Origin of the sequence: Bradyrhizobium sp. STM 3566 (assembly GCF_045571445.1) — a bacterium.
Taxonomy (GTDB): Bacteria; Pseudomonadota; Alphaproteobacteria; order Rhizobiales; family Xanthobacteraceae; genus Bradyrhizobium; species Bradyrhizobium vignae.
On sequence record NZ_CP120692.1, the window covers coordinates 4,045,709 to 4,065,063 of the forward strand.

Here is a 19,355-nt window from a genome sequence, read left to right on the forward strand (position 1 = left end):
GGGTGTCGCGACAGTCCGCTGGCGGAGCGCGATCCCGAGCGCAGTCACCAGATGCACAGCCAGGATCTTGGTCTGCGGCCGGAATTGACGGCGCAGCTTCGACAGGTGCTCGCATGAAACGACGAGAGTTCATCTTGTTGATGGGTGGAGGACTGGTCTGGCCTGCGATCGCACGGGCGGAGGGCGGAGCCAAGCTGCATCGTATCTTCTGGGTCTCGACTCAGTCCGGACCGGACCCCTTCCTGGACGGCTTTCGCGAGGGAATGCGCGCGCTGGGATACGTCGAGGGCACGAACGTAACCCTCGAGACGCATTATGCCCCTGAAAATCCGCAGGCACTGCGCAAGATCGTCTCCGAGTTGCACCGAGGGGATGTCGATCTTGTGGTCTCGAGCGGTCCGGCGACACGCGTCATGACTGCAATCACCGACGTCCCCGTGCTGTTTGCATTGAGCGGTGACCCCGTCGCTCTGGGCGTGGTGAAGAGCCTTGCTCACCCCGGCACCAATTTCACCGGCAGTACATTCCTGTCGCTCGAGCTGGCAGGAAAGCGCGTTGAGCTGCTCAAGGACCTTTATCCAAAGCTCCGAAAACTGGCGGTCTTCTCGAACACGGATCATCCGGGAGAGCCACTGGAATGGCGTGCGACTTTGGAGTCGTGCCGAAATCTTGGCATTGAGGCAGCCTACGTTCCGTTCTCTGGCGCTCGCGAAATCGAGAATGGGTTGATGGCTGCCGGCAAGGTGGACGCGGATGCTCTCCTCGTGTTTCCCGATGCTGTGACGCTGGTGCATCGTGCGAGGATTGCGGAGCTTGCAATCGCGCACCGGCTGCCTTCGATGTTTGGCTGGTCTGAATATTGTGACGCTGGAGGTCTCCTAAGTTACGGCGCAAACCAGCGCACGACCTATTTTCGGCTTGCCACTTATGCCGATCGCATCCTGCGCGGTGAAGATCCGTCAGATCTTCCGGTGATGCGTCCCGACAAGTTTGAACTGGCAGTCAATCTGAAGACAGCCAGGCTTCTGGGGATCGAGCTGGATGTGTCGTCGATCCTGTTCCGCGCCAGCAAGGTGATCTCCTGAGATAGTCATGACGGACGGTGCTGCGGACTCCTCTTCGTGTACGATGCCTCCGCGTCGTTCGCTGTTCTGCAAGTACTTCGCGACGTTGTTTGTCGCCGCGGTCGTGCCTCTGATACTCGGCGCGGCGATCGAGGCTTCTTTCGGTTACCGAGACCAGCGCCGCCAGATCAGCGCGGTGCTGCAGGCCGATGCTCGCGCGGCGTCCGACAGGATCGAGGCGTTCACCGACGGCATCCGAGATCAGCTGGGTTGGATGGTACAGCTTCCCTGGTCCGCCGGAGACGATGCCCAACATAAGATCGATGCCTTGCGCCTCCTCCAGCAGGTGCCTGCAATCGTGTCGGTTTCGCTTCTGGATGAGACCGGCAGCGAAAGGGTCTTTGTTTCCAGGCTGCTTCTGAACAGGACCGGGCGCGGCATTGATATGTCTACGGATCCCGCTGTTCTGGGCGCACGCGGCAACAAAGTCTGGTACGGACCGGTTCAGTACCAGCGAGATTCAGAGCCCTATATGAGGGTCGCGGTTGCCGGGAGCCTGCCTGCCGCGGGGGTTGCGATCGCCGAGGTCAATCTCAAGCTGATCTGGGATGTCATCGCAGCCATCAGAATTGGCGAGAACGGCTACGCCATAGTTGTCGATGATTCCGGTCATCTGATCGCACATCCCGATATCAGTCGGGTTCTGCGCGGCCGCGCCAGCTCGGGCAGTTTTGGCCGGATCAAGCATCTCGTTGGCGCGGCGAGCGGAGCGGCGGTGATAACCGGGGAGCGCGGCAACCCGGTGGTGGCTCTATCCGTTCCGGCCGCCGATGTGGGATGGACGGTGATCGCGATGCAGCCAACCTCGGAAGCCTTTGCATCAATTCGCGCGGCCTTGTGGCGCTCCTCGATGCTCATTGCCTTTTGTGTTCTCATCGCGCTGGCGCTCGCCTATTGGCGCGCACACAGAATGTCCGGCCCGATCAAGCAACTGGAAGAGGGCGTGGAGCGGATCAGAACCGGACAATTCGAGCATCGCATCAAGATCTTCAGCGGTGACGAGTTGCAGCAACTGGCGTTGCGCTTCAACGAAATGGCTTCTGAACTGGCGATCTCACAGCAGAAATCTGCGCGGATCGAACGGCTGAAGCAGTTCCTGCCGTCACAGGTTGCCGAATTGGTCGAGCATTCTCATGAACTGCTCGAAGGACAGCGACGTGAAGTGGCTGTCATTTTCGGCGACTTGCGCGGCTTCACGGCGTTCTCCACGCGCAATGAACCCGACGTCATCATGGCCGTCATGCGAGAGTACTACGAGGCCGTCGGCGCCGTGACGACTCGTCACGAGGCAACGCTCATCGGCTTTGATGGCGACGGCGTCATGCTCCTGGTCAATGCCCCGATCGCATGCGAACAGCCGGCAAATCAAGCGGTCCGACTCGCGATCGACCTGCAAATGACGGTGCAGTCCCTTGCCGGCAAATGGTGTGACGCCGGCCACGCCATCGGCTTTGGTGTGGGCGTTGCCATGGGACCGGCCACGGTAGGAACGGTTGGTTATGACGGTCGGCTGGACTACACGGCGATGGGAGCCGTGGTGAATTTGGCGTCGCGGCTCTGCAATCTCGCGAAGGACGCGCAGATCCTGGCTGATCCCACGATCGCCGGAAAGGTAAGGGATAGCGTTCCGTTGGCATCGCTCGGACAGCGGACCATCAAAGGCTACGACCAGGCTCTCGAAGTCTTTGCTGTCGCACCTGCTGACCTGCCGTTGAAACCGCCGGGCTCGGCACAACGCGGGCGAGAGAAAGAGCCTCAGGACCACTGATAGCCCGGCTCCGGACACCTATCGCGTCGCCAGCACCACCGCGGCCAGCGTGAAGATCAGTGCCGCGATCTGCCCTGCCCCGAGCGGCTCGCCGAGCGCGATCGCGGAGGCGACGACGCCGATGACAGGCACCGCCATGGTGCCGATCGCGGCGACCGAGGCCGGCAGGCGCGCCAGCGCGGCGAACCAGCTGACATAGGCGATGCAGAACTGCACCACGGTCGAATAGATCAGCAGCCACCAGCCAAGCGGCGTCACCTTGTCCAGATGCGTGGTCTCGACCAGGAGGCCGACGATCGAGATCGGCAGGCAGCCGATCCCGATCTGCCAGGCCGCAGCGGTGATCGGCGGCAGACGGATCGGGTACTTCTTCGAGAAGACCGTGCCGACGGCAAAGCCGAGCGCGCCGGCGAGCGCCATGATGATGCCAGGCGCCTTCTCCGCGCTGGCGGCGATGCCATTGCCGCCCATGATGGTGGCAAGGCCGGCAAAGGCCAGCACCAGCCCCAGCGTGCGCAACACCGTCGGCCGCTCGCCCAGCACCGGCCAGGCGATGATCGAGGCCCAGACGGGCATGGTGTAGGCGATCAGTGCCGCCTCGCTCGCCGGCAGCCAGAGCAGCGCGAGGCCCATCAGCACCATCCAGCCGGTGACGTTGAGCACCGCCGCGGTCAACAGGCGCGGCCAGATCGCAGGCTCCACCTTCAGGCTCTGCCGGCGCGTCACCGCGAGCAGCGCCAGCAGCACCGCCCCGAGCACGCCGGTGACCCCGCGCAAGGTCAGCGGCGGCAGCTCGGCGAGCAGGAATTTCGTCACCGGCCAGTTGAAGCCCCAGCCGATCGAGGTGATCGCAAGGAACATCAAGCCGGCCGGGGCGATGCGCGGCCGCGCATCCCGGCGGGTCGAATCATGCATGGGGGTAATCCGGCAAAATCTGAAGGTCAGCTTGGCCCGGATTCGCCCCCCAAACCACCACCTCGGCGGGCATGCCTGCTCTCACCTTCCGTAGGGCTACGTGAGTCCCGCTGACGCAATCCCGGTCCCGAAAAATATACCTGCCCTGTGAACAGCGGGATGAAGGGCCCGCATCGCCACGGGATGCAAATTTTTTCGGTTGGGAATCCCTGAGGACTCACTGATACTTGGCCCCACAACAGGCGCGGCGAAGCCCCCTGTTATCCCCCGCAATCCACCATATTTAGTATTTGATTCAGGAACTCGCACTAGTTCTTGACGGGCGCAACGGAGAGTCCTAGCTTTCGGTCCGTTCGGCGCGAGTGAGTTTGCGTCCCGCCGGCACTCCCCCAAAGGGTCTCGCAAATCGGCACTCCGCCAGCCAGCCAAAGGCTGCGGAATGAGGGCTTGTCTGCCCTCGAAAGGCGGACTCTTCGGGCGCCAGAACGGGCCGGCAACAGGTTCGGATGGCATCGGTAGACGTTGTGACAGTGGGGCGTTGAATGCATGTCGCGCACATCCCCTTGGGGGCGGATGGGTGTGGACGTGCCGGCGGGATGATCGATGCAACGCATCGAGATCGCGTCGGGAAAAACAGGGCCGGATCCACCGGCTGAACTGCGGTGCCCAAGGCCGAATGGCCCGAAGGAGCCGCGAAATGAAATGTCGACCCGGCACGCCCTCAACGAGGGGCGGGGCCGGGCAAAATAGGACGGGGCAAGACGATGCGGATTGAGCGGCGCCACACCACGGCAGGACAGTCACCTTATGCGGGAATCGAATTCCGCCTGACCACGTCGGAGATTCGCAATCCCGACGGCTCGGTCGTGTTCAAGCTCGACAATGTCGAGGTGCCCTCCGAGTGGTCGCAGGTCGCCTCCGACGTGCTGGCCCAGAAGTATTTCCGCAAAGCCGGCGTTGCCGCGCGCCTGAAGAAGGTCGAGGAGGAATCCGTCCCCTCTTTCCTGTGGCGCTCCGTGCCCGACACCGACGCCCTCGCCGCGCTGCCCGAGAAAGAGCGCTATGTCAGCGAGCTCAGCGCAAAGCAGGTGTTCGACCGCCTCGCCGGCTGCTGGACCTATTGGGGCTGGAAGGGCGGCTACTTCAGCTCGGACGAAGACGCGCAGGCCTTCTATGACGAGCTCCGCTACATGCTCGCCATGCAGATGGTGGCGCCGAACTCGCCGCAATGGTTCAACACCGGCCTGCACTGGGCCTATGGCATCGACGGCCCCGGCCAGGGCCACTATTACGTCGACCCATTCACCGGCAAGCTGACCAAGTCCAAGTCGGCCTACGAGCATCCGCAGCCGCACGCCTGCTTCATCCAGGGCGTCGGTGACGACCTCGTCAACGAAGGCGGCATCATGGACCTCTGGGTCCGCGAGGCGCGCCTGTTCAAATACGGCTCCGGCACCGGCTCCAACTTCTCGCGCCTGCGCGGCGAAGGCGAAAAGCTCTCCGGCGGCGGCCGCTCGTCCGGCCTGATGAGCTTCCTCAAGATCGGCGACCGCGCTGCGGGCGCGATCAAGTCGGGCGGCACCACGCGCCGCGCCGCCAAGATGGTCGTCGTCGACGTCGATCACCCCGATATCGAGACCTATATCGACTGGAAGGTGAAGGAGGAGCAGAAGGTCGCCGCCCTCGTCACCGGATCCAAGATCAACCAGAAGCACTTGAAAGCCGTGCTGAAGGCCTGCGTGAACTGCGAAGGCTCGGGCGACGATTGCTTCGATCCCGAGAAGAACCCTGCCCTGCGCCGCGAGATCAAGCTCGCCCGCCGCAGCCTCGTGCCCGACAACTACATCAAGCGCGTCATCCAGTTCGCCAAGCAGGGCTACAAGGACATCCAGTTCGACACCTACGACACCGACTGGGATAGTGAAGCCTATCTCACCGTCTCCGGCCAGAACTCCAACAACTCGGTCTCGCTGAAGGACGACTTCCTGCGCGCGGTCGAGACCGACGGCGACTGGAATCTGACGGCTCGCACCTCCAAGAAGGTGACGAAGACGCTGAAGGCGCGCGACCTCTGGGAGAAGATCGGCTACGCCGCCTGGGCCTCGGCCGATCCGGGCCTGCACTTCAACACCACGATGAACGACTGGCACACCTGCAAGGCGTCCGGCGACATCCGCGCGTCCAACCCGTGCTCGGAATACATGTTCCTGGACGACACGGCCTGCAACCTCGCCTCCGCCAACCTGCTGACGTTCTACAACACCACGACCAAGCGCTTCGACGTCGAGGGCTATGAGCACCTGTGCCGGCTCTGGACCATCGTGCTCGAAATCTCCGTGATGATGGCGCAGTTCCCGTCGAAGGCGATCGCCGAGCTCTCCTACGAGTTCCGCACGCTCGGCCTCGGCTACGCCAATATCGGCGGCCTGCTGATGACCATGGGCCTGCCCTATGACTCTAAGGAAGGCCGCGCGCTCTGCGGCGCGCTGACCGCGGTCATGACAGGCATCACCTACAAGACCTCGGCCGAGATCGCGGCCGAGCTCGGCACCTTCCCCGGCTACAAGAAGAACGCGGCGCACATGCTGCGCGTGATCCGCAACCATCGCCGCGCCGCGCATGGCCAGGCGAGCGGCTATGAAGCGCTCAGCGTCAACCCGGTGCCGCTCGACGTCGTCTCCTGCCCGCAGGCCGACCTCGTCAGCCATGCGCAGGCGGCCTGGGACGCGGCGCTCGAGCTCGGCGAGAAGCACGGCTATCGCAACGCCCAGACAACGGTGATCGCGCCCACCGGCACGATCGGCCTCGTCATGGATTGCGACACCACCGGCATCGAGCCCGATTTCGCGCTGGTGAAATTCAAGAAGCTCGCCGGCGGCGGCTACTTCAAGATCATCAACCGCGCGGTCCCCGCGGCGCTGCGCGCGCTCGGCTATCGCGAGAGCGAGATCGCGGAGATCGAGGCCTATGCCGTCGGCCATGGCTCGCTGGCGAATGCCCCCGGCATCAACGTCACCACGCTGAAGGCCAAGGGTTTTACCGATGAGGCGATCGCCAAGGTCGAGAAGGCCCTGCCGACCGCTTTCGACATCAAGTTCGCCTTCAACAAGTGGACCTTTGGCGAAGACTTCATCCGCGACCAGCTCGGCATCGGCGCCGAGGCGATCGCAGCCCCCGGCTTCGACCTGCTCCAGGCCGTCGGCTTCACCAAGCGTGAGATCGAAGCCGCCAACGTCCACATCTGCGGCGCGATGACGGTGGAAGGTGCTCCGCACCTCAAGGCCGAACATTATGCCGTGTTCGACTGCGCCAATCCCTGCGGCAAGATCGGCAAGCGCTATCTGTCGGTCGAGAGCCACATCCGCATGATGGCGGCGGCGCAACCCTTCATCTCGGGCGCGATCTCCAAGACCATCAACATGCCGAACGACGCCACGGTGGAGGACTGCAAGTCCGCCTACATGCTGTCGTGGAAGCTCGCGCTGAAGGCCAACGCGCTCTATCGCGACGGCTCAAAACTCTCGCAGCCGCTCAACTCGCAGCTCATCAGCGATGATGAGGACGAGGACGATGCCGTCGAGCAGCTCTTCGAGAAGCCGATGGCCGCGCGCGCGACCCAGGTCTCGGAGAAGATCGTCGAGAAGCTGGTCGAGCGCATCGTCGTGATGCGCGAGCGCGAGAAGATGCCTGACCGACGCAAGGGCTACACCCAGAAGGCGGTCGTCGGCGGCCACAAGGTGTACTTGCGCACCGGCGAGTATGACGATGGCCGTCTCGGTGAGATCTTCATCGACATGCACAAGGAAGGCGCGGCGCTGCGCTCCTTCATCAACAACTTCGCCATCGCGGTGTCGCTCGGCCTGCAATACGGCGTGCCGCTGGACGAATATGTCGACGCCTTCACCTTCACCCGCTTCGAGCCGGCGGGCCCCGTGCAGGGCAACGACAGCATCAAGTACGCGACCTCGATCCTCGACTACGTCTTCCGCGAGCTCGCGGTGAGCTATCTCTCTCGTTTCGACCTCGCCCACGTCGATCCCAACGAGACGGGTTTTGACGCACTCGGCAAGGGCGTCGAGGAAGGCAAGGAGCCGGACGAGGACGGCGGCCACCACGCGACCAAGCTGGTGTCGCGCGGCCTCACCCGCTCGCGCACGGACAACCTCGTCGTGATACGCGGCGGCTCGACCGCCGTCTCGCAAGGCAACGACAGCGCCCCCGCCGGCGGCAGCAAGGTCACGGCGCTCGCCGCGCACGGCGCAAGCGCCCGTGTCGCGGAGACAATCGAAGGCGCCGTTGCCCTGAAGCAGGAAGTCCAGCACGACCTCTCCCCCACGGAGAAGCTCGAGCAGCTGCAATGGAGCAAGGCCGGCACCGCCGCAACCGCCACCCCCAGCAAGGCCGAGCGCCGCGCGGAGGCGAAGGCCAAGGGCTACGAGGGCGAGATGTGCTCGGAGTGCGGCAACTTCACGCTGGTGCGGAATGGGACCTGCATGAAGTGCGATACGTGTGGCAGCACGACGGGGTGCTCGTGAGGAGGTAGGTCGCGCGCAACGACGATGTAATGCCTGGGCTTGCCCCGGGCATCCACGAAGGGCGGCCGAAAGGCCGCCCTTTTTGTGTAGTCCCAGCGAAACGGCTTCAAGACCGAGCGGGTTTTTCACCGGATCCGGTGGAGCCCCAAAGACGAGAGAGATCGCGCTGAAGGCGTTTTGCATCCTCACGCGCCTTAAGCGCATTTCGATAGGCGCGGTTCATGATCTTGGGTCCCTCGCCACGATCGGTCGCGTGGATCATGTGATACATCACTCGCCCGCCACGTTCCCTACTGTAGATCGGCCATCCGAAAGCGTGCTTGTATCCAAGTTCGTCTTTCATGCGCTTGCAGAACAGCTTCATCCGATCAAACGAATTCATACCGAGCAATTGCTTGCAGCCTAAACTTACGGTGAAGTGCACTAAGCACTAAATTCGTTTGCTATCGCCGGATCGGCTACTTAGGCCTGTCACCGAAATTGCAGTTTGTTCCGGGCTCGATGCTCATCAATCCGCCGCCGAAATTGCCTTTGCGGTCGAACGCTTCACCCCTAAACTCCCAACACCACCGGCATGGGTTCCGACGGGCCCGGTAGAAGCGGAGTAGAAGTCATGCCCAAACCGGAAAGCTTCCCGATCGAGAAGATCTTCGTTCCCACGAAGCAGAAGAAAGCCATCAAGCCCGAGATCGTCGGGGAGATCGCCGAAAGTATTCTGGAGATCGGACAACAGGCCCCGATTTCCGTTCGGCTCGACGGAGACCGCCTCGTTCTGGTCGAGGGACTGCATCGGCTCGAAGCCTGCAAGGCCCTCGGCGAGACAACCATTATCGGTGTCCTGGTCCCGGCGGAGCTTGCTCAACACAAGCCGCTGCTCGCCGACGGACCTGAAGTCGAGGCAGAACGCATCAAGATGGCGCGATTGAAACAGTTGCGATTGGAAAAGGAAGCCGCAGAGGCATCGACGGCTGCCTTGAAGGGCGCTGGCGCAGCGGAAGCGTCGCGCACCCGTCCGGCGAAAGGTGCCCGCGACAATCCGAAGGCATCGCCCGGCCGGACTGCGAAATCGACACCGAAAACATTGTCGGACTGGATCACGCAGCAAAAGAGCAGCGGGGGCCGCTATTGATTGTCGGCGCCAGAATTTCGGTGCCAGCGCGCGACGGCAATCCCGCAGCTTTCTGGATCAGCGGCTTTTTGGCCGGATGCATCAAAATGCAGCGGCAAAATCTCACCACATGGCCGCCACGCAAGCGACAGCCCACAATCGCGATTTCAGCGCAAACGCGGCGGAGGCTCGCGGCTTCATCGATATTCAGGAGCCATTTGCAATGTTGAGTGCGGCGGAAAACAAGCCAACGGGAAAATCCGGCCGGCGCGGCGGGAAGAAGAAGGCCGGACAACGGACCGGGGCCGGCGGGCAACGCGCAACTGCGGCGCATCAATTGCCGGATGCCTCGGCGGAGACCAGGCAAGAGACAGAACAAGAGCCGAGCCGACAGATCAGTGCGGAGGTACCTTCGGCTGCAGCCTTGCCGGACGAGACTTCCGGGATGGAGATCGCTGCAAGCCCGCCCGTCGCACCGGTCGAACCGTTCCAGGCCAGCACGCAGGCGATCGCCGACGCCTATAGCGGCTACATCAAGACGTCGCTTGAGCAAGCCTGGAACTTCCTGGGAAAGCTCGCGATGGCGCGTTCACCCGTCGAGGCGTTTGAGCTTCAGATGGAGTACGCGAAACAGGCGTGCGACTCGTTTGTCGCCGAATCCCAGAAGATCGCCGAGTTGCATGAACAATTGACCAGACAAAGGGTCATGCATTTCGAGGGGTTCGTGGCCAGGCTCACCCAGACCACGCTCGAAATCCGCGCGATGCGTCACTAACGGCAGCTGCGCATTGCGGGTCCGGAAGCCCCTGGGAATGAGCAGTATCCTTGCGAAACCCATCACTCGTTGATGGGCTTCGCTCCGCTCGACATCCTACCTGCTCCGTCCGGCCGGCCGTTATGTCCAGTCAGTGCATGGACTTAACTTAAGGACCGCCTGGAGTTCAATACCCTGACTTCGAGCCGGTGGTCGGCCTCGTGCTCGCGCCGGTGGTCTGACCTGGAGCGTAGCTCGACGCGCCGGGGCTGGCGCTCTTCGAGGCCCTCACGTGGCGCATCGCGTGATGCTTCTTCTTATGCCCGGGAGCGTAGCTGGAAGCGCCCGGCTCGCCCTTCTGGGAACCCATTTGCTGCATCTCCTGACCTGGCGCCTTGCTCGATACACCCTGAGCAAACACGGCTGGCGCTGCAGCCATGACAGCGGCAGCAGCGAGCGCGATGATCCTTGCCTTCATATTGTCCTCCTCTGACAAGCCCCCCAAGGAAAACGGAATGAGCCAGCGCCCGTTCCCCTCGGCGAACGTTCATGGCGAGAACAGCGCTGCTCAACTGGTCCTTTCGCCGCCGCAACGCAATGAATGGGCTTTTTCGAAACAGCTCATGCCGCAAGGCAAAACCGATCACGACTGTTCGATCAGCATCGGTGAGCCGAGCTCCTCGAAGCGAAAGAGCTGAAACACCCGCTGGCCATTGAAGTCGAGCACTCTCAAATCATCGGTCTCGTGCAGGTTGCTTTCAACCGCCTGAAAGTGCCCACCGTAGCGCTCCCTGGCGAGCGACAAGGGAACCTCGAACGCGACAAACTTGCCGATACCTTTTTGCCTGAGCACCCCAAGAAGTTTCAGGTCGTTCAGGGACTCATGCGAGGTGAGAACAAGCAGCGGACCGCTCGCCGTAAGCAGCAAAAGCGATTTCATCGGATCCTCCTTTGCACCCTACCTGATCTTCGCCAGGCACTCCTTCAGGCGCTCCAGCTCCGTACGAACCTGTGCCTCCATGGCGTCTTGCAATGCGAGGATGCCCCTGCTGGACAATTCTGCAGAGGCCTTTCTGTCCAGATTCTGCTTCCAATCCCGGATGCCTTGCTTCGTGGCCCGTTGGGCCTCCGACGTCGTCTTGGCGTATTCCTTCATGCAGGCGTCGGCCATTGAGCATGTCTGGCACTCCTGGGCGGCGGCTGGACTTGAAAGGAGCAGGGCGAGTATCGCCGTAGGGATCCTCATTGCGATTCCTCCCGTGACAGCATAGCACGTCGCAGGGATGCCTGGGGAAGCAGCCCCCGGCTGTTTCAGCGCCGGAAGATTCAAAGCGATCGCGCGACAGCGCGATGTCGCGCATCGTGTGCCGGGCCTGCCATAATTTCTCCTTTGCGCACGCGTTGTGTCTGATGGCGGCGAGACCTATCCTTCCAGTGATCGGACTGCCTCCCATTGACCCCCGACCGGATGGAGAGCGCATCGATGCCTGACACGAACGACCATAAACCTGATACCGGCAAGACCGATGACGCCAAGCCTGATACCGCCAAGACTGATAATGCCAAGCCTGATACCGCCAAGCCTGATACCGCCAAGCCTGATACCGCCAAGCCTGATACCGCCAAGCCGGATGCGGCGCGCGTCGACGGTGGGCTGGCGCGGGCCTACGACCGGATCAAGAGCGCAGAAGAAGAGCTTGCGCGGTTGGACCGGCTGGTTTCCGGAATGGAACGCAACAGCGAAGCTCCGCGGACCTCGCACGCAAGCGCCGCCGCGACGGCAGCCACCACTTCCGCAAACAAGGCGGCGGCGGCTGATGCCAAGCCTCTAAACACCAAGCCTCTAAACACCAAGCCTCGCGATCAGGGCCTGAAGGGAGACAGGGCCATGATGCGCGCTTTGGCTATTCTCGTGCTGGCGATCGGCCTGCTCGGTGCCGCCGTCGCTTCGCAATATGGCGACGAGGCCATATCGATCGGCAAGTCGATCATGGCGCGCTGGGCTCCGCCGGCCGCGAGCAGCTCGCCGCAAGAGTCTGCGGCGGAAACTCCGGCGCAGCCGTCGACGGTGCTGCTGGCGGCTGCGGATGAGCCGAGCCCGGTGCCTGCGCTGCCGGGGCCCAAGGACTCGGAAAGCGCTCCGAAGTCTGCCGCCACGGTGGCCGAGCCGTCATCGTCCGAGCTCGCGCAATCGCTCAAGGCCATCACGAGCGAGCTTGCGAACATCACCGGCAAGCTCGAGCAGCTGAAGAGCCGCGGCGAACAGGCCCTGCGCGACCAGGCCGACACCATCGAGCAGCTCAAGGCCGCGCAGGCGAAGGATGCGGCGGACAATGCGCGCCTCGCCGCCCAGGTCCAGGCGCTGCAAACGCAACTGAGCGCGTCATCGGCGTCATCCGCCTCTGCAGGCGCCAAGCCCGTCGTGCGCAGCGTGGTGAGCAACGATGCGGCTGCGCGCGCCCGGGCGCACGTACCAGACGCCGCTCCACGGCGGCCCAGGCCGCCGCCGCGAGGCCCCTGGATGCCGCCGCCCTATATGGCCGACCCTTATTACGGCGGTCCGGATTGGTGAGCCCGCAAGGCGCCGGCTTGCTTCTCGCACGCGCGATCGGGTTTGACGCCTGACGAGCTGCGGCTTCGGCTCGCCCTCGATGGACGGCGTTAGTCGCGCAAGTCTACCGTCCAGCCGAGCGAAGGTCTTCTGCGACGCCGTCAAATGCGTTCTGCACGGCGACAGCCTCCGCCCCACCCTGCTCCGCATCCGACGTTTGCTGACGCTTGCCGACGCCAAAAATATCCTGCACTAGCCCGAGCTTCCCCAGCCCCAGAATAATCAACCCATTAATATCGACCTCGTACCACGCATGCGACAGATACGCATCCCGCGGAAACCGGTGATGGTTGTTGTGCAGCCCTTCGCCGAACGTCAGCAGCGTCGTCACCAGCTCGTTTGTCGTGCCGTCGTTGGTCTCGAAGCGGCGGTAGCCGTAGCGGCCGTCGCTGTGGCAGACCGAGTTCACCAGTGAGGTGGCCATGGTCATGAGGTAGCTGCGGAACAGGCCGGAGAACAGGATGCAGCCGATCATCGTGTGCACGCCGCCAAAGGCGTAGCCGATGGCGGCGGGAATGATCAGCGCCGACAGCGCGTACCAGTACCAGCGCGTCCTGGTGAAGAACATCGCGATCGGATCGGCCAGGATGTCCTTGGCGTAGTAGGTAGCATCTGTGGTCTCGCGGTCCCACACCCAGCCGCCCTGCGCATGCGACATGCCCTTGGCGAAGCTGGTGTAGGGGTTGCCGGCGCCGTCGTAATAGGGGCTGTGGACGTCGCCGGGCCTGTCGGAGTGAAGATGGTGCCGCCGGTGGTTGCTCACCCATTTCAGGATCGAGCCCTGCACGGCCATGGTCGCGAGCGCGGCGAAGATCGTCCGCATCACCGGACCGCAGCGAAAGCTGCGGTGCACGAAGTAGCGATGCATGAAGCCGATCCCGATCGTGGACAGCACGAAGGTGCCGGCGAAGACGGAAAGCTCCACCCGGCCGATGCCTTGCCAGAAGGCCCAGACCAGCGCCGCGACCGAACCGCCGATCATGATGGCGAAGGAGATGTAGGAATCGCGAAACTTGGCGTCGACCACCGGGCCTTCGGTGAGCACGCCCGGGGGCATTTTCCGCTCCGAAAGCTGCTCGGACGCCACGCTCTCAACCACGGTCATTTCAGCCGATCCATTCCCGCAAAATGCACTCTTCTGCGGTGCAGCGTACAGCCGAGGGTTGTTTTGAGCAAGGACCCGGGGCGACGACCGCGGAGCTGCGGCCTTGAGGGCGTAACCCACCTCTTTCGTGTCTCGGGTGATAAACAATGATGGGTTACGCTCGCGGACTTGGCGCAGCCGCGAGCTAACCCACCTACTGACCCGATGTACCTCGACCGCAATGTCACCGGCGTTCGCGCCTGCGCCGGCGACAGCGGCTTGCCGCGGATGACCGCGGTTAGCAAACGAGCGTAGATCCTATGGGTGACGGTGGTCAGAGGTAAGTTGAGTTGACGACCACCAACTCACCCGTAGGATCTACGAACGAGCTACGCTCTACGTCCGCCTCATGGCATCTCGCTCATCGTCACCTTGGCGGCGATCCCGGTCAGCTCGGGCTCTTGCGGCGCAAGCTCCTCATCGGATGATGGGCCGAACGAGACCTCAGTCATTCTGCGCTTGACCTGTTCGCAGGTCTTGCGCACGTCCTCGGTGAACAGCGCGCATTCTTCGATGCGCTTGAAGATCTTCCGTCCCTCTTCACGATACCCCGCCGCCGTTTCTCGCATGAAGGCGATCGCATCATGAACCTGGGCCGTCAGCGCCTCGCATTTTTGCGCGGCGTCGATCAACTCGGTGCCCATGGCCTCGATCTCTTTTGCAGCGGACTCATAGTCGCGAATGACCGCCTCTGCACTGAGTGCGCCGACGCGCGACACACCCGCTGTGTGCTCGACGTAATCAGGTAGAGCAATTGAAGTAATAGGGCTTCCCGAACGGACCGACGCAATGTCCGCCTCGAGTTGGACCAAGTTCACACCGTCCCGTCTGCGCAATTGTTCGACACTTGCCATCACTGATCCTCTCAATACGCGCCCAGAACCCCAAGCAGCATTGGGTTTATTACGGGGATAAGTGTCGTTCTACTCCGATGTATTGTTGACAGTCGCAGCTTTGCCATTTTTTCCCAATCGCGGACGGTGCACGCAGAGGTAATGGCTTATCGGAATTCAACTTCCCCGTGTCACGTTTGGTGAAGACGGTAATTGCGCAAGAACTCGGCCTCTAAATCAGTCCGTATGAATGGTTGAGCGAGCCTGGCCCGGATCGAAGCGTGGCAAATCGAGGGCTGTACCGCACGCACAGGGCCTCCATCGGCGCTTTGCGCCGACAGCAAGCTGCTCGGTTTGACGTGTGGCGTCGGTCGATCACCACATGCCGCAGCCGTGATGGTTACTCACCACCAATACGGCCACCGCCATCCCTCATAGCGAACGTACGACGGCACTAGCGGCGGACCATAGGGATCGACCCGGTCGTCTTCAGGACGATAACGATATCGTGGAACAATATTGTAATCCCACGGCGTCGGCCGGAGCACCGGCGCCGTGACGATCAGCCGCTGCTGCGGCTCACGAACGACGACAGCCTTCCGCGTCCGGGCTTCAGCACCTGATATTCCAAGGCTGCCCAGCACCAGCGCCGTTCCGATCGCACACGCGATGGTCTTATTCATGCGTTGGTCTCCTTCGCCAAGAGAGTGCAACAGGGGTGCAAAGCAAGGCAAGCGAATTCGCGCTGGATATTGCATGAATGCCCGTTGTCGGCCTTCGCCCCCTCTCCAACGCATTGCGAGGAGCTCGCGACAAAATCGCGTAGCAATTTTGCGCTGATGCGACGAAGATTCCATGGGGAGTGGATAGCGACCAGGTCTGAGGCCAGACTGAGGGTTGCTGAATCCATTCAACCTGGAGACGACGATGTTGCTCGATCATCCTTCCGACGGACTGGCCGCTATCCGCACGCAGTTTGGCGCAATTTTTGTGTCATTGGAACTGAGCCGTTCGACATGGCTGGTCACTTCGCTGTCGCCCTGCAAGGGCGAGAAGATGTCCAAACGCAGCATGAAGGCCGGCGACCTTTCGGAACTGTTGAAGTTGTTTGCGGAGCTGAAGCGCAAGGCGCAGGCGCGAACGGGTGAGAGCTATCCGCTCATCGCGATCCAGGAGGCGGGGCTGGACGGGTTCTGGCTTCACCGCGCCCTGCAGCAGGAAGGCATCGAGAGCCACGTAGTCGATCCGGCCTCGATTGCGACGCCGCGCCGGCGCCGGCGGGCCAAGACGGACCGGCTGGATGGCGAGACGCTGTTGCGGACGCTGCTGGCCTACAAGCGCGGCGAGGTACGGGTCTGCGCCATGGTCGTTGCGCCCTCTCCGGCAGAGGAGGACCGCCGTAGGCTGTGCCGCGAGCGAGAGACCTTGATCGCGGAGCGGATCGAGCATGTGAACCGGATCAAGGGTCTTCTGTTCGCGCAAGGGATCTTCGACTACGCGCCGCTGCGGCGAGACCGGCGGAAGCGGCTGGAGGCCTTGCGGACGGGCGACGGGCGCGCCTTGCTGGCGCATCTGAAGGCGCAGATCAGCCGCGAACTCGACCGGCTCGAACTGCTGCTCGACCAGATCACGGCGGTGGAGCGCGAGCAGGATGCGTTGCTGGCCGCGAGCAAGGCGGCGGGGAGAAGACCGTATCGAACCCGGTGGCAATGCTGCTCGAACTGAAGAGCCTGGGCCCGAACTTCACGGCCGTTCTCTGGTCGGAGGCCTTTTACCGGCAGTTCGCCAACCGCCGCCAGATTGCATCCTATGCCGGCCTTGCAGCCACGCCATGGCGCAGTGGCGGCATCGAGCGCGAGCAAGGCGTGTCGAAGGCTGGCAATCCGCGCCTGAGAACCACGATGATCCAGCTCGCCTGGCTCTGGGTACGCCACCAGCCTCAATCGGCTTTGACCCAGTGGTTCAAGGTGCACAGCCAACGCGGCCGCAAGCGCGCGATCGTGGCGCTCGCGCGCAAGCTGCTCGTGGCCCTCTGGAAGTACGTGACCGCGGGCGTGGTGATCGAGGGAGCCGAGATAAAGGCCGCCGCCTGACACCACGCTCCTCAGCCTCAAAGCCAATCCGCCGAGATTGATCAGCCTCGGCCGATCCGGGTGGACGAACCGATGGATTGCATGGCTTCAAACGCCGTAACGAAGAATGGTCTCGTCCTCTCGAGCCTGCCCGCCGCAAGCGGAATGTTGGTGCAGCCGCCGCCGCGCGGCGACCGAATGTGAGTTTGATCTGGCAAGCAAACCAGATTGCAAAAACCGGCTCGACCCTTGGATCGCCTGACGAAAAGGAGTTATCCGCCCGCTGCCCCGACTGCCAAAGCCTGATGGCGTGCTCGCTCGAGTCAAGGCCAAGTCGCTTCGCGACGGCCCTACGGGCCGACCTTGACTCGATCTGCGCGCGCCATCCTACGTGCTCCACGGTCGGGACGAAGAGCTGGCCTGCAATCGAACAAAGAGCTGAACAAACCGCCTTGACACACCAAATCCCCATGTGAGCAATCCAGACTGTCGCGGCGGAAAGCACACTGGATTGCTTCGCCTTGCTCGCAATGACGGAGAGTCTGACAGCGAGCGTGCGAGGACTCACGCCGCGCCGACGTCTTCAGGCGCCGCGCCGGCCACCAGCCCGTCGAGACTGAACATCAACAAATCCGCGATGTGCATCAGCTTGTAGAGCGGAATGTTCGCCTCGCCCTGCTCGGCTTGCGCCAGGAAGCCGGGCGTGACGCCGATGTGCTCGGCGAGCTGCGCCTCGGTGTAGCCGCGGGTCTCGCGCGCAGCCTTGACGCGCGCGCCGATGCCGAGCCGGTGCCGGGCCTGCTCCCCACCGTCATCATCACCGCCTGCTCGTCCGCGCTCGCATAACCGTCCGCGAACGCGCTGCCGATCAGCCGGGCCTTGCGCCAGGCGACGCGGCAGTCCTTGCGCAGGCCGCTTGAGAAGATCAGCATGAACTGCTCGGCGACCCAGAGCGACGAGTTGAGCTCCAGGCGTGCGCCGGTGCCGGAGACATCACGGATCGTGCAGGGCACGCTGACGGTGCTGCCGCTGCCGTTGTCGAATTCGACGATGCCGGTCCTCAGCGTGTGGTGCCTGATTGCGGCGCGATGATCGCTCATGACAGCTCCCGTGGACTTGCGGCGGCGTAAGAACACATCCGACGCATAATCGGGGCGAGGATACCGCAGAATTTTGGCCTAACCGCTAAGCTTCCAATCGACAGCGAAAGCCATGGTAAAGGAATTGCTTCCGCGCGACCTTATCGGCGAAGAGCGCGTAGCCCGGACGGAGCGAAAGCGAAATCCGGGACCAGCGTTTGCGTCGTTGCGCGATCGCCCCGGATTACGCTGCGCTGGTCACTCGCGCGCGCGGCGCAGGGCCTCTTCCAATTTCCTTCTCTGCTTGTCCCATCTTCCCTGCTCGGCCTCGGCGCGCTCGTCGAGCGCGGCGCGCTCGGATTCGATCTTCTCCGCCCGCGCTTCGTGCTCCCGCCTTGCCACGTCGAGCGCTGCCTCGGCTGCGGCGACGGCCTGCTGCCGCCGCGCGCGCTCCCTGGCGCGGGCGGCCTCCTCCTTGCGACGCTCGGCCTCGCGCCGCCGCTCCTCCTTCTCGAATGCCGCGGCGGCCTTGCGCGCGGCCTGATCGTCGATCTTGCGGGATGTTTTCTTTGCGGTCTTGGCCGGACGCTTGGACCTGCGTCTGGGCTTGCCCTCGCCCTCGCCGAGATCGGCCGGCAGCTCCGCGCTCTCGGTGAACGGGCCGTCAGAGCCGACCGGGCGCCTGAGCACGACCCCCGGCTTCGCCATCGTCGCCGCGACGATGTCAGGGTCGTCGGTCTCCTTGGCGACGCCCTGATGGAACAGATTGGAGCTGGCGCCCCAGGCCTGAAGCGCCGCCTTCATCGAGGGTGCGGCGATCGCCTGATCGTAGAAGCCGAGCGAGGTCTGGTAGGTCTTCAGTTTCTTTGGCATGTCGCTCCGATTGTAGCTTGCTGTCCGCCAGCGGTCGTAGCCCCAACTACGAATCCCCAAGCAATGCGTCATATCCCTGTGCGCTGAACGCCAGCAGACAGAGTCCATGCCCGAACGGATCGGCCAGCATCGCGATCCGCCCATAGGGCGTATCGCGCGGGGGCACCTCCAGGATCGCACCCGCGCCGAGCGCACGCGCGAGGGCAGCGTCGACATCGTCGACGACGACGTCGATATGAACGGGCGTCCAGTGCCGCTCGTAGCGGCGGCGGTCGCGGCCGGCGCCGATTGTGCCGGCCTGCTTGGTCAAGAGATAGACCGGCGCCGGCCAGCCGAGCAGCTCGACGAAATCGGCGCCGAAGCGGCGGCCGACCGTCAGGCCGAAGGCTTCGGTGTAGAACGTCGTGGCTTTGCCTACGTCCGGGACATCGATGTTGAGGAGGAAGCTCATGGCGGGCTCGTCGCAAGTTGCGAAGCGAGCGTAGCCCGTATGGAGCGTCAGCGTAATCCGGGTTGGTGCCGCACCTCCGGGCCCGAAT

16 protein-coding genes and 2 pseudogenes are annotated in these 19,355 nt (G+C 63.1%); 7 read left to right on the plus strand and 11 right to left on the minus strand.

Annotated elements, in window-relative coordinates; translation table 11 throughout:
- Positions 1-113 precede the first annotated feature (113 nt).
- A complete protein-coding gene (locus tag P6U27_RS19485; protein WP_129142859.1) occupies positions 114-1,085 on the plus strand; it encodes an ABC transporter substrate-binding protein in 972 nt (323 codons plus the stop codon).
- A gap of 7 nt (positions 1,086-1,092) precedes the next feature.
- Entirely contained in the window at positions 1,093-2,892 is a 1,800-nt protein-coding gene (locus P6U27_RS19490; RefSeq protein ID WP_407192361.1) for a cache domain-containing protein, read from the plus strand.
- Between the two features lie 18 nt (positions 2,893-2,910).
- Here the strand turns inward: P6U27_RS19490 and P6U27_RS19495 are convergent, their stop codons facing one another.
- Entirely contained in the window at positions 2,911-3,807 is an 897-nt protein-coding gene (locus P6U27_RS19495) for a DMT family transporter (RefSeq protein ID WP_122403452.1), read from the minus strand.
- A gap of 764 nt (positions 3,808-4,571) precedes the next feature.
- Between P6U27_RS19495 and P6U27_RS19500 the strand changes: the two genes are divergently transcribed.
- Entirely contained in the window at positions 4,572-8,342 is a 3,771-nt protein-coding gene (locus P6U27_RS19500; protein ID WP_407192362.1) for a vitamin B12-dependent ribonucleotide reductase, read from the plus strand.
- Positions 8,343-8,448: 106 nt separating this feature from the next.
- Here the strand turns inward: P6U27_RS19500 and P6U27_RS19505 are convergent, their stop codons facing one another.
- Positions 8,449-8,724, minus strand: coding sequence for a hypothetical protein (locus P6U27_RS19505; protein ID WP_407192363.1), 276 nt, complete (start codon positions 8,722-8,724; stop codon positions 8,449-8,451).
- 231 nt (positions 8,725-8,955) lie between these two features.
- On the opposite strand from P6U27_RS19505, the gene P6U27_RS19510 reads away from it, so the two are divergent.
- The gene (locus P6U27_RS19510; RefSeq protein ID WP_122403454.1) at positions 8,956-9,471 is read left to right on the plus strand and encodes a ParB N-terminal domain-containing protein; all 516 of its coding nucleotides are present in this window, start codon (positions 8,956-8,958) and stop codon (positions 9,469-9,471) included.
- A gap of 109 nt (positions 9,472-9,580) precedes the next feature.
- Positions 9,581-10,225 carry a phasin family protein gene (locus P6U27_RS19515; RefSeq protein WP_122403455.1) on the plus strand — a complete coding sequence of 215 codons (645 nt, stop codon included), beginning with the start codon at positions 9,581-9,583 and terminating at the stop codon, positions 10,223-10,225.
- 166 nt (positions 10,226-10,391) lie between these two features.
- On the opposite strand, the gene P6U27_RS19520 is transcribed toward P6U27_RS19515, so the two are convergent.
- From P6U27_RS19520 to P6U27_RS19530, 3 genes are all read right to left on the minus strand, one after another.
- Complete coding sequence (locus P6U27_RS19520) at positions 10,392-10,682, minus strand: hypothetical protein (RefSeq protein ID WP_122406696.1); 291 nt, start codon at positions 10,680-10,682, stop codon at positions 10,392-10,394.
- Between the two features lie 165 nt (positions 10,683-10,847).
- The gene (locus tag P6U27_RS19525) at positions 10,848-11,144 is read right to left on the minus strand and encodes a cytosolic protein (protein ID WP_122403456.1); all 297 of its coding nucleotides are present in this window, start codon (positions 11,142-11,144) and stop codon (positions 10,848-10,850) included.
- 18 nt (positions 11,145-11,162) lie between these two features.
- Positions 11,163-11,375: a hypothetical protein gene (locus tag P6U27_RS19530; RefSeq protein ID WP_244607659.1), complete on the minus strand. Its 213-nt coding sequence runs from the start codon at positions 11,373-11,375 to the stop codon at positions 11,163-11,165.
- A 297-nt stretch (positions 11,376-11,672) separates the two neighbouring features.
- Between P6U27_RS19530 and P6U27_RS19535 the strand changes: the two genes are divergently transcribed.
- Positions 11,673-12,776, plus strand: a complete 1,104-nt coding sequence (locus tag P6U27_RS19535) for a hypothetical protein (protein ID WP_122403458.1) — start codon at positions 11,673-11,675, stop codon at positions 12,774-12,776.
- Between the two features lie 103 nt (positions 12,777-12,879).
- Here the strand turns inward: P6U27_RS19535 and P6U27_RS19540 are convergent, their stop codons facing one another.
- From P6U27_RS19540 to P6U27_RS19550, 3 genes are all read right to left on the minus strand, one after another.
- On the minus strand, positions 12,880-13,920 hold the full coding sequence (locus P6U27_RS19540; protein ID WP_122403459.1) for an acyl-CoA desaturase: 1,041 nt from the start codon (positions 13,918-13,920) through the stop codon (positions 12,880-12,882).
- Positions 13,921-14,306: 386 nt separating this feature from the next.
- Positions 14,307-14,813, minus strand: coding sequence for a hypothetical protein (locus P6U27_RS19545; protein WP_122403460.1), 507 nt, complete (start codon positions 14,811-14,813; stop codon positions 14,307-14,309).
- A gap of 383 nt (positions 14,814-15,196) precedes the next feature.
- On the minus strand, positions 15,197-15,475 hold the full coding sequence (locus P6U27_RS19550; protein ID WP_122403461.1) for a hypothetical protein: 279 nt from the start codon (positions 15,473-15,475) through the stop codon (positions 15,197-15,199).
- A gap of 244 nt (positions 15,476-15,719) precedes the next feature.
- Here P6U27_RS19550 and P6U27_RS19555 point away from each other — a divergent pair.
- Positions 15,720-16,885 (plus strand): annotated as a pseudogene (locus tag P6U27_RS19555) (IS110 family transposase).
- A 543-nt stretch (positions 16,886-17,428) separates the two neighbouring features.
- On the opposite strand, the pseudogene P6U27_RS19560 reads toward P6U27_RS19555, so the two are convergent.
- The 3 genes and pseudogenes from P6U27_RS19560 to P6U27_RS19570 form a co-directional block, all read right to left on the minus strand.
- Positions 17,429-17,964, minus strand: a pseudogene (locus tag P6U27_RS19560) (helix-turn-helix domain-containing protein).
- A 237-nt stretch (positions 17,965-18,201) separates the two neighbouring features.
- Complete coding sequence (locus P6U27_RS19565; RefSeq protein ID WP_122403462.1) at positions 18,202-18,816, minus strand: cell envelope biogenesis protein TolA; 615 nt, start codon at positions 18,814-18,816, stop codon at positions 18,202-18,204.
- Between the two features lie 46 nt (positions 18,817-18,862).
- Positions 18,863-19,267, minus strand: a complete 405-nt coding sequence (locus P6U27_RS19570) for a VOC family protein (RefSeq protein ID WP_407192364.1) — start codon at positions 19,265-19,267, stop codon at positions 18,863-18,865.
- Positions 19,268-19,355: the final 88 nt, after the last annotated feature.

Bases quoted from the DNA above. Each gene is read 5' to 3' on its own strand.
- P6U27_RS19540 (WP_122403459.1), bottom strand. From the start codon at position 13,920: ATGACCGTGGTTGAGAGCGTGGCGTCCGAGCAGCTTTCGGAGCGGAAA.
- P6U27_RS19510 (WP_122403454.1), top strand. From the start codon at position 8,956: ATGCCCAAACCGGAAAGCTTCCCGATCGAGAAGATCTTCGTTCCCACG.
- P6U27_RS19500 (WP_407192362.1), top strand. From the start codon at position 4,572: ATGCGGATTGAGCGGCGCCACACCACGGCAGGACAGTCACCTTATGCG.
- P6U27_RS19485 (WP_129142859.1), top strand. From the start codon at position 114: ATGAAACGACGAGAGTTCATCTTGTTGATGGGTGGAGGACTGGTCTGG.
- P6U27_RS19550 (WP_122403461.1), bottom strand. From the start codon at position 15,475: ATGAATAAGACCATCGCGTGTGCGATCGGAACGGCGCTGGTGCTGGGC.
- P6U27_RS19490 (WP_407192361.1), top strand. From the start codon at position 1,093: ATGACGGACGGTGCTGCGGACTCCTCTTCGTGTACGATGCCTCCGCGT.
- P6U27_RS19520 (WP_122406696.1), bottom strand. From the start codon at position 10,682: ATGAAGGCAAGGATCATCGCGCTCGCTGCTGCCGCTGTCATGGCTGCA.
- P6U27_RS19495 (WP_122403452.1), bottom strand. From the start codon at position 3,807: ATGCATGATTCGACCCGCCGGGATGCGCGGCCGCGCATCGCCCCGGCC.
- P6U27_RS19545 (WP_122403460.1), bottom strand. From the start codon at position 14,813: ATGGCAAGTGTCGAACAATTGCGCAGACGGGACGGTGTGAACTTGGTC.
- P6U27_RS19515 (WP_122403455.1), top strand. From the start codon at position 9,581: ATGGCCGCCACGCAAGCGACAGCCCACAATCGCGATTTCAGCGCAAAC.
- P6U27_RS19525 (WP_122403456.1), bottom strand. From the start codon at position 11,144: ATGAAATCGCTTTTGCTGCTTACGGCGAGCGGTCCGCTGCTTGTTCTC.
- P6U27_RS19505 (WP_407192363.1), bottom strand. From the start codon at position 8,724: ATGAATTCGTTTGATCGGATGAAGCTGTTCTGCAAGCGCATGAAAGAC.
- P6U27_RS19530 (WP_244607659.1), bottom strand. From the start codon at position 11,375: ATGGCCGACGCCTGCATGAAGGAATACGCCAAGACGACGTCGGAGGCC.
- P6U27_RS19565 (WP_122403462.1), bottom strand. From the start codon at position 18,816: ATGCCAAAGAAACTGAAGACCTACCAGACCTCGCTCGGCTTCTACGAT.
- P6U27_RS19535 (WP_122403458.1), top strand. From the start codon at position 11,673: ATGGAGAGCGCATCGATGCCTGACACGAACGACCATAAACCTGATACC.
- P6U27_RS19570 (WP_407192364.1), bottom strand. From the start codon at position 19,267: ATGAGCTTCCTCCTCAACATCGATGTCCCGGACGTAGGCAAAGCCACG.